Source organism: Vibrio sp. 10N.286.45.E10 (assembly GCF_002874195.2).
GTDB lineage: Bacteria > Pseudomonadota > Gammaproteobacteria > Enterobacterales > Vibrionaceae > Vibrio > Vibrio crassostreae.
This window is the reverse complement of record NZ_MCWD02000002.1, coordinates 702,327-714,132: the sequence shown is the minus strand read 5'-3', so window position 1 is coordinate 714,132 and position 11,806 is coordinate 702,327. Positions and strand designations below refer to the sequence as shown.

Annotated in this window: 10 protein-coding genes; 5 read left to right on the top strand and 5 right to left on the bottom strand. The window is 42.1% G+C overall.

Going from position 1 to position 11,806, the window contains the following annotated elements; all coding sequences use genetic code 11:
• The first annotated feature begins 4 nt into the window (after positions 1–4).
• Both BCU34_RS16320 and maiA read left to right on the top strand, forming a co-directional pair.
• Complete coding sequence (locus tag BCU34_RS16320; protein WP_102479844.1) at positions 5–1,042, top strand: fumarylacetoacetate hydrolase family protein; 1,038 nt, start codon at positions 5–7, stop codon at positions 1,040–1,042.
• Positions 1,043–1,063: 21 nt separating this feature from the next.
• Positions 1,064–1,768, top strand: coding sequence for a maleylacetoacetate isomerase (maiA, locus tag BCU34_RS16315; RefSeq protein ID WP_102479846.1), 705 nt, complete (start codon positions 1,064–1,066; stop codon positions 1,766–1,768).
• A gap of 219 nt (positions 1,769–1,987) precedes the next feature.
• Here the strand turns inward: maiA and BCU34_RS16310 are convergent, their stop codons facing one another.
• Positions 1,988–2,917, bottom strand: a complete 930-nt coding sequence (locus BCU34_RS16310) for a carbamate kinase (RefSeq protein WP_102431585.1) — start codon at positions 2,915–2,917, stop codon at positions 1,988–1,990.
• A gap of 863 nt (positions 2,918–3,780) precedes the next feature.
• Here BCU34_RS16310 and BCU34_RS16305 point away from each other — a divergent pair.
• The gene (locus BCU34_RS16305; protein WP_082040340.1) at positions 3,781–5,301 is read left to right on the top strand and encodes an ISNCY family transposase; all 1,521 of its coding nucleotides are present in this window, start codon (positions 3,781–3,783) and stop codon (positions 5,299–5,301) included.
• A gap of 225 nt (positions 5,302–5,526) precedes the next feature.
• On the opposite strand, the gene BCU34_RS16300 is transcribed toward BCU34_RS16305, so the two are convergent.
• The 3 genes from BCU34_RS16300 to BCU34_RS16290 all read right to left on the bottom strand — a co-directional run bounded on the left by BCU34_RS16300 (position 5,527) and on the right by BCU34_RS16290 (position 7,473).
• Positions 5,527–6,003, bottom strand: coding sequence for an NUDIX hydrolase (locus BCU34_RS16300; RefSeq protein WP_102479058.1), 477 nt, complete (start codon positions 6,001–6,003; stop codon positions 5,527–5,529).
• Between the two features lie 516 nt (positions 6,004–6,519).
• Positions 6,520–6,984, bottom strand: a complete 465-nt coding sequence (locus BCU34_RS16295) for a GNAT family N-acetyltransferase (protein ID WP_063523324.1) — start codon at positions 6,982–6,984, stop codon at positions 6,520–6,522.
• Between the two features lie 138 nt (positions 6,985–7,122).
• The gene (locus BCU34_RS16290) at positions 7,123–7,473 is read right to left on the bottom strand and encodes a hypothetical protein (protein ID WP_102479060.1); all 351 of its coding nucleotides are present in this window, start codon (positions 7,471–7,473) and stop codon (positions 7,123–7,125) included.
• 637 nt (positions 7,474–8,110) lie between these two features.
• Between BCU34_RS16290 and BCU34_RS16285 the strand changes: the two genes are divergently transcribed.
• Together BCU34_RS16285 and BCU34_RS16280 are read left to right on the top strand one after the other, a co-directional pair.
• Positions 8,111–9,079 carry an IS30-like element ISVa6 family transposase gene (locus BCU34_RS16285; protein WP_102479413.1) on the top strand — a complete coding sequence of 323 codons (969 nt, stop codon included), beginning with the start codon at positions 8,111–8,113 and terminating at the stop codon, positions 9,077–9,079.
• Between the two features lie 618 nt (positions 9,080–9,697).
• Positions 9,698–10,714 carry an IS110 family transposase gene (locus tag BCU34_RS16280; protein ID WP_102478966.1) on the top strand — a complete coding sequence of 339 codons (1,017 nt, stop codon included), beginning with the start codon at positions 9,698–9,700 and terminating at the stop codon, positions 10,712–10,714.
• 476 nt (positions 10,715–11,190) lie between these two features.
• On the opposite strand, the gene BCU34_RS16275 is transcribed toward BCU34_RS16280, so the two are convergent.
• Positions 11,191–11,748, bottom strand: a complete 558-nt coding sequence (locus BCU34_RS16275) for a helix-turn-helix domain-containing protein (protein WP_102478965.1) — start codon at positions 11,746–11,748, stop codon at positions 11,191–11,193.
• Between the last annotated feature and the right edge of the window lie 58 nt (positions 11,749–11,806).

Sequence of the window (11,806 nt, the reverse complement as noted above, 5' to 3'; positions counted from 1 at the left end):
AAGGATGAAATTAGCAACCAAGAAAAATGGCACTCGCGATGGCCTATTGATGGTCGTGAGTAAAGATCTCAAACAGTGCGTGCCAGCGACGGAGATTTTCCACGCAATGCATCTTGCACCCACCATGCAGGTAGCCTTGGATAACTGGGACAGCGTTGCTCCTCAGTTAGAAGAGTTATACACCTCGCTCAATAACGGGCATGTGACGGGAAGTGAAGTGTTTGCCACTCAGTATTGTGAATCACCATTGCCACGCGCTTATCAATGGGCTGATGGCAGCGCTTATGTAAACCACGTTGAACTGGTGCGTAAGGCTCGTGGTGCTGAAATGCCAGAAAGCTTCTGGGTCGATCCATTAATGTATCAAGGCGGCTCAGATGCCTTTATTGGTCCACGTGACAATATTGAATTTGCTAGCGACGGGTGGGGTATCGATTTTGAGGGCGAAGTCGCGATTGTGACCGGTGACGTGCCAATGGGTGCAAGTGCTAAACAGGCGCACGAGTCGATTCGATTACTGATGTTGGTGAACGATGTGTCGCTGCGCGGCTTGATTCCGGCTGAGCTCGCGAAAGGCTTTGGTTTCTTCCAGTCTAAACCGTCTTCGGCGTTCTCTCCGGTTGCGGTAACACCTGATGAGCTTGGCGAGCAATGGAAAGGCAGCAAGGTACATCTACCGTTGATATCGACCTACAACGACCAGCCTTTTGGTTGTCCGAATGCGGGCGTCGATATGACTTTCAACTTTGCTGAACTAGTAGTCCATGCTGCGAAAACTCGCCCACTATCGGCCGGTGCAATCATTGGCTCGGGCACGGTTTCTAATAAGCAAGGCACTGACCACGGCACCTCAATTGCCGAAGGCGGTGTGGGTTATTCATGTATTGCCGAAGTGCGAATGATTGAGACGATTCGTGATGGTAAGCCTTCGACTCAATTCATGTCGTTTGGCGATTCGATCAAGCTTGAGATGTTCGATGCAGCGGGTGACTCCATTTTTGGTGCGATTGACCAAAAAGTGAGCCAGTATCGAGCGCTATAATCCACGTAATAGGATTTCTGTATGAGTGAGAGCATCGTGAACAAGAACATTATACTTTACGGTTACTGGCGCTCGTCCGCAGCCTATCGAGTGCGTATTGGATTAAACCTGAAGCAACTCAACTACGAGTCTAAATCGGTGCACTTGGTGCGTAATGGCGGTGAGCAGCATGCCCCACAATATCGTGAGCTCAACGCCAGCCAATTAGTGCCCGTGCTGGTGGATGGTGAAGTTCAACTCAATCAGTCACTGGCTATTCTTCAATATCTCGATGAACACTATTTGTGTGAGAGCAGCCCTGACTCCTCGCTCATTCCAGAGCAAACACCATTGCGCTATCAAGCACTGGCGATGGCTCAGGACATTGCGATGGAAATTCACCCTCTGAATAATCTACGTGTGTTGCAGTATTTGGAGCGAGAGTTGTCGTGCGAGCAAGAGGCAAAAATGGACTGGCTTCACTATTGGATGAGCCAAGGTTTCTGTGCTCTAGAAGAGAAGTTGGCAAAGCACAGAAAAGCACACGGTGACTCGGTGTATAGCCTCACGGATTCACCATGCATTGTCGATATCTGCTTGGTGCCGCAGGTGTATAACGCGCTGCGCTTTGGCGTTGATATGTCGCCGTATCCGTTGATTAACTCGATTGTTGAGGCGTGTAATCAGTTGCCCGCTTTTATTGAGGCGATGCCAGAGAATCAAGCGGATGCGAATGAGTCCATGTAGATTCATTGATGTAAACGCAAATACTCTTCCCTTGCGCTACCAAACCGTTTCTTGAAAGAAGCTGTTTCCAAAAATAAAAATATTAAATTCAGTGAGTGAGTGAGTGAGTGAATATTTATCCCATTTGGCACTAATATGGCCTTAATAAAAAAGCCTCGTTATTAAATAAGAGGCTTTAACCCAAGGTTTTATATTAGTTGTGATTATCATTCGATAATGCTAATAATAAATAACACCTTCGCCTTTCGTAATTAGAGTACCAGCTTCATTGGTAATTATTTTATCTAAATCAAATAGTGAACCAATCGCCGCATTACCCAATCCAGCTTCAACGAATTTACAAACGGCATCAATTTTTGGCCCCATAGAACCAGCAGGGAATGAAAATTCTGCTAAACCAGCAGGCGTTGCTTGCTTCATTTCTGCTTGGTCTTCTTTACCATAGTTACGGAAAATCGAACCATCTGTTAAGATAATAAATAAGTCAGCATGGATTTTTTCAGCCAGTAATTCAGCCGTAAGATCTTTGTCAATTACGCACTCTACGCCAGTACTCTTACCTTGCTCGATACTCACGGGAACACCGCCGCCACCACAAGCGATAACAAGATTTTCTGTATCTAGAAGAGTTTCAATTTGCTGAATTTCAACAATGTTTTTGGGCAGAGGAGAAGGCACAACGCGACGGTAGTACTCGCCATCAGCTTTAAATTGCATTGTGCTCTGAGCCATTAACTCTTTAGCTCGTTGCTCTGTATATACAGGGCCAACAAATTTAGTCGGGTTAGCAAACGCAGGGTCTTTTTTGCATACTTCAGTTTGCGTGACTAGCGTCGCTACGTCTAATTCAGGATCAATGTTTCTTAGCTCTTGTTGTAACATGTAGCCCACCATGCCACAGGTTTGAGAGCCTAGTACATCCATTGGGTACGAGGTCGTCTCTGGTGAATATTCGCTATAAGCTGCGTTTTGTTCCATCAACAAACCTACTTGTGGGCCATTACCATGAACGATAACAATCTCATGCTCGCGAGCGATCGCGGCAATACTCGCCGCGGATTTGATTATATTTTCACGTTGGTTCTCAGCCGTTAATGCTTGGCCTCTTGCTAAAAGAGCGTTACCGCCTAAAGCTAATACTATGCGCATGATAATGTCTCCGATCATTTTATAATGATTTTATTTTACGTAGGAATTAACCGCTTGTTATTTCTAGTTGGGTTCAAGCTTATTAATAACAATGACTAGGTTGTTAATTACTCTTAAGTAATTAACATGCCGAGATAGTATGGGAAAATAATCGTTCTAAATGTGATAGCTATCAAATTATCATTTGACTAGAAATGGAGCTGTGGAAACGGCAATTATTTAAATTCGATTAAATATCCATAAGCTTGGATACAATCTAGCGGTGGAGTCTTTTTTGGTATAAATGATTCGTCTTTAGTGAATATTATCTCAGGCTATAAAATGACTATTTTTCTATTTTTGTTTTAAATATGATGAGCAGATCGCATTAAGAACTTTAGAAAAGGCACGAGGCCATACTGAGGTGAGGATTCACGAGCTTAGTAGTTTAGAATCGGTTTTTATCGGCCAACCAAGGGCTGCTTAAAGTGTTTAGTGTTTAATGCTTCTCCCGTTACTTGCTTCATTCAGTCATCGGTTTTCAATCGGCTGCCTTTACTCCAGATGTTGTCTGATAGCTAAATGCTCCATATATCTTGCACACAACCGTTTGTCGGTAAAAGCCGTTTTACGGGGCACTAATCGAAAAGGGAGAGCTTTTGAACCAGGAAATGCCAAGGGTTAAAAATCATATTGTGACAATTTTGGACAAAAGTTTGTCAGCGACTTTACTAAATTAGCAATTAATGTGTGATCACCAAGCGATTCTGTCGTACCTTAATTACCAAGCGACTTTGTCATTACAATAACTACCGAGGGAAAATGTCGGGACTGATTTAGCTTACTTTTTAAAGTAATCAAATGAGCTTTAAAGGGTGCTAAGGATGTTCTATATGGATTCAAAATCACAGTTTACTGTCGATATCATTAGTAAAGTCATTGATGGCAAAATTACTATCAATAGTGCCACGCAATTACTGCAAAAATCACGAAGAACCGTTGAACGTTACTTGAGTCGCTATCGCAAGGAAGGCATTCGGTTCGTGGTTCATGGTAACACTGGTCGTGCTCCCATCAATAAAATCCCTGAGTCACTCAAGAAGGAGGTTCAAGCCCTCATTCAAACCAAGTACTACGACTTTAATCTTCAACATCTCTCGGAGCTTTTGAGCAAAAATGAAGGACTGTCGATTAAGCGTGAAACGTTGCGTTCTTGGGCTCATGACATTCACCATGTGAAGCGTTCTAAACGCCGTAGAAGTCGAGTAAGGAAGTATCGAGAGCGTATGCCGTTGCCTGGGCTTATGCTGCAAATGGATGGCAGCCCTCATCGCTGGTTTGGTGATGAGAAGTCTTGCTTGATTGCCATCATTGATGACGCTACTAGTGATATTCATGCGCAGTTCTTCCCTTCAGAGACCACCGAAGGCTGTATGAAGGTGATGCGAGCTTATATTGAAAAGCGAGGCATATTCAAAACTCTCTACGTGGATCGAGCAGGTATCTTTGGTGGGCCGAAACGCAGCAACTTCTCGCAAATGCAGCGAGCTTGTGATGAACTCGGTATCGAAATTATCTTCGCCAACTCACCTCAAGGGAAGGGACGAATCGAACGAGCCTTCGACACCTTCCAAGACCGCCTTGTCCCCGAACTGCGCCTCAATAACATCGCTGACATGGAGAGCGCAAACCGATACTTGCAAGAGGAGTTTATCCCCAAATACTGGGTGAATAATGTGATGGTTCAGGCGACTAAATCGAGCTCTGCGTTCAAGTCGTTGCCACCTGACCTAGACCTTAACAGCATCTGCGTACAGAAAGAATATCGAACGATACGACGTGACCACACGTTTAGCTTTGATAGCAAAATGTACGTTATCGACTCGCCAGTACGTTACTCCATAGAGAACCAAAAAGTAGAAATACGATGTCAGTTCGATGGTACCTTCTCTGCTTACTTCGGTCATCGACGGTTAGACATCACTGAGTTAGTAGAGCCACGTAAATGCAACGAATACGGCAAAGAGGTACAACGTAAAATAGAGGCTCTGGAGTTGGTTGCAGAGCTTGGTAGTGTCTCTAAAGCCGCTCGTATCTTAGGTTGCTCACGCCAAACCTTATATACCTATCAGCAAATAATGGAAGAGGAAGGGCCACTTGGCCTCAAACGGATTAATAAGCCACTGAAGCGCAGTAAAAACGCAATCCCAGAGAGCACCGAAGATAGGATTATCGAGTTGACGTTGCTCAACCCGCATAATACGTCGATACAAGTGATGAAACTACTCAAACAAGAAAACATTACCGTGAGTATCAGCACCATCCAGACTATATGGAAAAGAGAAAAGCTCAATACACGAGAGATGAGAATCAAGCAATCCCAATCAATGAGTATCGATGTGTGAGGCAGTTGAACGATATGAATACTAGAATATAAAGGCATGACAGAATCGGTTGGTACTTATCCCGTCATGTTCCCTCAGTAATGACAAAATTAGCAATTAATGAATAACTGCAAGTATGGCAAACGGCTTAAATTCAGGGAGGTTCAGTATTGTTGATGTAGGTTAGATCGCACAATTTACTTATATAGAGGCATCGGGCTGATTAAGCGCTGGCTTCGCAGCTTGTTATGCTTCTAACTCACTTAGTTTGATGTACTTTGTTTCTAGAGGTAAATCTAACAAACCTAAACGCAAAAACTCTGGCTTCACATCCACTTCTGGCAACTCGTTCAATGAAAACCACCTAAACTCAAGATCGACGCCAGACTCAATACCACGAAAAGGCTCGTTCAATGGAAATCTATGAGGTTCGCTTAGTTGAACAAAAAAATAGTTAGCGATTTCATGATACTTTTTATTTGCATGTTCAAAGAAACTTTCAACGTGCCAAAGGTGCTTCTTAACAGACGACTCTACCCCTAACTCTTCTAGTAGCTCTCGATTCAATGTAGCATCTGAGTTTTCGAAAAACTCAACTCTACCACCGGGAAGCGCCCAAAAAGAATCTCCGACAACTCTATGTAATAACACATGATTATCATGAATAATAACGGCAGCACTTCGAAAGTTAAATCGAGCATCACCTTGATCAAATCTCAACATTTCTACTCCTTACAGCATAAAGCCTTCTATATGACTCTGCGTCACATTTTACGCCCAATAATGCAGCCTTTCAGCTATCACTTCAATTTATAATCAATAAGTTAGTGACCACATTGAGAGGTTAGACTGCTAAGTGAAGCATAATTTCTAGATGTACTGAATTCAGATAACTTTCACAATGAACAGCATTAGAAGAATAGATAACTTTTAGAAGGGCAAACCCCATAAAAAAGGATATGAATGAGTATCAACTCTAGGCGATAATCGGGCACTTTCCAGCTAAAAAGTGCCGCGGGTCAGAATTCGGCCTGCGAAGTTTTTGGACAAAAGCTTGTCAGCGACATTACTAAATTAGAATTTAACTGATTAATTGAAGTATGGAAAAGTAACGCCTGCATAACACGTTTGCTGCCATGCAAATTAAGCTCAAACTTACCACTTAATACGGTAAACACAAAGAAACCTAGAATGCCGAATGTAGCAAATCGTGTTGATGCATTTGTTATATCGAGAATGCTAACTTACTATTTTCTTTGACATATTGTAGCCAGAAATAGCAAAACCAACTTCTTGATACAGTTTTAACGCTCTTTGATTTTGGTACGCAACTCGTAATTTAATTTGCTCAATACCAATCGATTTCAATTGTGATTCAAGGGCAGCAATTGCCAATTTCCCATAACCATTATTGCGGCAGTTTGGAAAAATGAAGAAATCATAAATAAAGGTCGATTTATCATTTCCGTTAATCGAGTGCCACAGATAGCCAACCAACTCTGAACCTGATTCAATACATAATAATTCATGGTCATTAGCTTCCAAACCATTAGGAAAACTACGAAGAAGATCCTGATTAGCCAATTCGAGCGCCCTATCCATTGAGTGACCATAGTTTTCAGCTATTTCACGGCTGTAATCATCAATGAAATAATCACAATACGCAGGGTATTCATTTGAGGTCATTGGTCTGAGCTGAATCATGTCTAATCCTATAAAATGATGAACTTAAAAAAACGATATAACGCCTGCCAGCACAGGCAAAAAATTGTTTGCTAAAATGTTGAGGAACGAAAACAGCAAACTGTTTTTTGTCCTTGTTTATTAGCTTATTAGGTAACTTTACCACCATTTCGCAAAACTACATAGATGCTCGATATGTTGATGCAAAATATCAGCGACGAAGTCACGTTTAAACTCAAGATACCCTGAACCAATTTCACTGTGAATGCGGTGTACAGCTAATTCAATTTGTTCATTTGTGAATATAAGAACAATTTCTCGATCAATATCATAAAATTCTGCTTTAGTTTGAGTGCCTGACTTCAAGAGGTTTAATTGATTTATGAATTCGTCAAAAACAGCACATTCAAACCATATCTCGGAAGCTGTATATTCAAACTTTCCTCGAGGTAGTTCGAGTTTTATATCAACTTGGCAACCTAAGGATGGTAAGTTGCCTTCACTTTCCATGATTTTTATTCCCAACTAAAATGGATTTGGGAATTCAATATCGTAACTCATGTTTAGTTACCTAACATTTTATTCGTGCGCATGCGCGTTTATGTCGTTAGACCAGTGAAAACGCGCAAAACTTTTCTTCACATTTGTTTTGATATTTGGAAGTTCTAAATATTACTGTGCAAATATACAAAAATTGAGTTTGGTGATAACGATTTTAGATCACACTAACTATTCTGCACCAAACTCGTTTCTGTCGGATAGACGGCACCTGTTGCCAGGTGCCACCCTCCTCAGAACCGTACGTGCAACTTTCACTGCATACGACTCAAGCCTCCTCAAAGGCACCGTTAAGTACCCAGTAATTAGAACGTTATAGCATTAGAGCGATACCAACAATTGGTCACGGCACTAACCCTTCGTTTTAATTACCTTTGCGATACGCACTTGAAGCTTTAATACTTCCCCAATGGTCACTCAGTAATTGATAGACCAAGGTTCATTGTCAGAAGACGCACTAATTTCATTTGAAATCATCATTTGCTTTTCTTCTTTAACTTGGATTCAAGTACGAAGTGCGACACCTCTGAACATAAAAACAGTGAGATGCGATAATCATGAAGTTTGCTCCCGCCAAGAAGTAAAAAACATGAGATACACGCACCTCACTGAGAACGAAAGGTATATGATTTCTGCACTCAGAAAGCAAGGAATTAGTACCGCTATAATAGCTAAACAACTGGGTCGTCACAAAGCTACTATCTATCGAGAAATTGAACGCAATTCCCGATACAACAGACACTTTAAAAGGTACTCCTATCAGGCGTGGAGAGCCCAACAAATGGCTCGCAACCGGCTGAGTCGCTCGCGCAGAAATAAGCGCTACAGCGAAATCGACTTCAGGTTACCTGAAGCCTTGCTACGACTTGATTGGAGTCCTGACCAAATCGTCGGATACCTGAGGGTAAAAGGCTATCCAACAATGAGCCACGAGCTCATTTATCAGTACGTTTGGAACGACAAAACTCTCGGTGGAACACTATGGAAGCACCTACGCCAATCCACTAAGAAAAGGCGGAAAAGGTATAACTCAAAAGACAGCCGTGGACGGCTAGCTGCAAAGCGTCATATTACCGAAAGACCAGCAAATGCTGAGCATAGAAAAGAGCCTGGTCATTGGGAAATTGATACCGTCGTTGGCCGCGGAACCAAGCACTGTATCGTGACTTTAGTCGACAGAATGACAGGCTACACTTTTATTGGGCAAATGGACGACAGAACAAGCGAGTCGCTCAACGTAAGAATGAGCAAAATCATGACCCGCTCTGACTTACCTTTCAAGACGATAACTGCGGATAACGGCACTGAGTTTCATGGTTATGCACAACTAGAAAAACATCATAACTGTCTGTTTTACTTTGCAAATCCATACCACTCATGGGAGCGAGGGACTAATGAAAACACCAATGGCTTGATACGACAATACTTACCAAAACGAACTTCTATGTCACACGTGACACAGAAGCTCTGCATTGAAATTGCACATAAATTAAATACGCGCCCACGCAAAAGGCTTGGGTATAGAACACCAACGGAGTATATTCATGCGCATCTGTAAAAAGTGTCGCACTTCAAACTTGATACTAAGTAATAAAGTTCTTCAAACTCTTTCGCAACGGGAGACCAGTTAGAAGTCAGCTCGCTTTCGCGCCAGATACAAACCTGTATCCGCTTCGTTACAAAGCGGCATTCCCTTTTTCTAACCTCCTTTACCTGCATACCTATCGGCAATCTTCACAGACTGCTTTCCCATAGGGAGATATACAGGCTTACCCTGTTCCGTATGTCGCGTAAAATGTCAACTTAGATGCCCACAATGGTGCGGAGAGTACAATGACCACGAAAGAGCATTGTCCAATCTCTTTCCGACTCTCGTTGCCTTTTGGCTACAGCGTATTAACCACTTCCGCTGCTTCATAATATAACGCGCCTTAAATGGATTCACATTACATTCATCATATTGACTCCCTAGCACTCACCCGAGCTGTGGTTTTCAGGAGGAACATCCTCTCACGATTTTGTTCCCACTCAGCCTCATAGCCAAGTTTCGTTACATTGTCAGATCCGCTGCTTTATTCAGGACCCTTGGGTCATCTGGTGATACAGATGGTAATTAGATGGTACGCCCCACACCCAACCACCTAGACTTAGATCCGTCTACTAAAGGAGTTTCATCATGGCTACCACAACAACTATCGGTATTGATCTAGGCAAATCCTCATTTCATGCAATTGGACATGATTTATCTGGCAAAGAAACATTTCGTAAGAAGTTAAGTAGAACAAAACTACTCCAAATGTTATCTGTGCATGAACCAGTGAACGTAGCAATGGAGTCTTGTGGCGGTTCTCATTGGTTAGCAAGGAAGTGTAAATCTTATGGCCATACAGTTAAGTTGATTCCTGCGCAATATGTTAAACCTTATGTGAAGACCAATAAGAATGATTTTATAGATGCCGATGCGATTGCTGAAGCATCGACGAGACCTTCAATGAGGTTCACTTCTCCTAAACCTGAAGAAGCACAAGTAGCTTCGATGGTTCGGAAAGTTAGGTCTTCGTTTATGAAAGAAAGAACAGCCTGTATGAACAGGATTGGGGCAATGCTTTTGGAGTTTGGACTAAGTTTACCTCGTGGTCATAGCCACCTTAAAAAACTATTTGCATGGATAGAACTTCAAAATGAGGTTTTACCAAACTCTTTGGTTTGTGAACTTAAAACTCAGGTTGAATATTATCAATACCTTAGCGAAAAGATTGAGCTTCAAGAGAAAAAGCTACGACTAATTAATAAAGAGAATATCCGTTATCACCTATTACAAACTATCCCTGGCGTAGGACCTTTGACAGCGGCATGCTGTGTAGCTAATGTTGCTAACCCAAAGGACTTTTCTAATGGACGGAACTTTGCAGCATGGATTGGCTTAGTTCCTCATCAACATTCTACCGGTGGTAAAAGTCGGATGTTAGGTATATCAAAACGCGGCAATAGTGATCTACGTGAGCTTTTTATCCATGCTGCTCGCTCAATATTAAAGAAAACAGAAACCGCTGAAAAGCATTTTGGGGAGTGGGTAGTAAATCTAAAACGCAACAAACCATTTAATGTGGTTGTTGTTGCTTTAGCTAATAAGCTCGCAAGAATAGCGTGGTCTGTTATGGTCACAAATAAAGAATTCTCACTAAAAATTTAAACCAGATTTGCAATGATAGTAAATGATGACAAAACGGTTAGACCACCAGATTGAAACCTGTTGAGTGAACAAGCAAATTAAAATGCTTTGATGGTTATGAGGACAATCTGGCGCGGATCTCATCGTAGAGCGAAGTTGTGTAGTGACTTCATGAAGACTCTGAATACATTGGCGCAAATCAGCTCGTTATTATTTACTTGCAAATGCGGGGCGTACCATACATTCACTCTTTCGTGGTGAACAACGCTTCATACGACTTCAGGTCGCACGGACAATTCTGAGTTACCGATTTTGCTAATTTAGATGAGCGAGGATAACTTTCAGTACTGCTAAACGCAGAACGACACCACTTGATGAGGTGCCGTCCGTGAACGGAAATGGACAGAAGTTTGCACAATATTACCCTAGAACCACTAAATTAAATGCTATTAAATTGCATATGTTCTTGTATCTAACACTCTCGTAAAGTAGTAGTTTTATCGGTACTCAGAAATCAGCATTGCTCTTGTTCCTTCTTGTAAAGCCTCAAACAAATGCGGCAAATCTCCAGGGTAAGAAATATAATCACCTTCATTAAGCTCATAACTTTCTGAAACCAACCCAAGTCGAGCCTTTCCTGTAGTAATAACAACGTGCTCGATTACGCCTTGATTGTGTGGTTCCGAGTAATGGGGTTCTCCAGGTTCAACTTCAATCCAGTATATATCTCGACTTACGTTAGGCGGACATGCTGCAAGCAAAGTAGCGTGGTAATTGTTACGCTTTGAAGCAACTGTTACTCCTTCTCCATGGCGAATGACTTTCGTTTCCTGTTTCGGTGATTCCAGCAAGCGTGATACTGGGATACCTAATACGATACAAATAGACCATAGCGTTTCTATGCTTGGGTTCCCAACTCCGTTTTCCAGTTGAGATAACGTCGATTTTGCAATTTTTGCCTGCCTGGCAACCTCAGCAATACTTAGCCCTGAGCGTCTTCTTTCCGAATTTAACGTAGCTGCAATTTGTGCAATAGGTGGTTCATTTCTATTCATAGGACAGGTTAGTTATAAAATATTTCGTTCATTATATCAAACGATAGTTTTGTTTGAC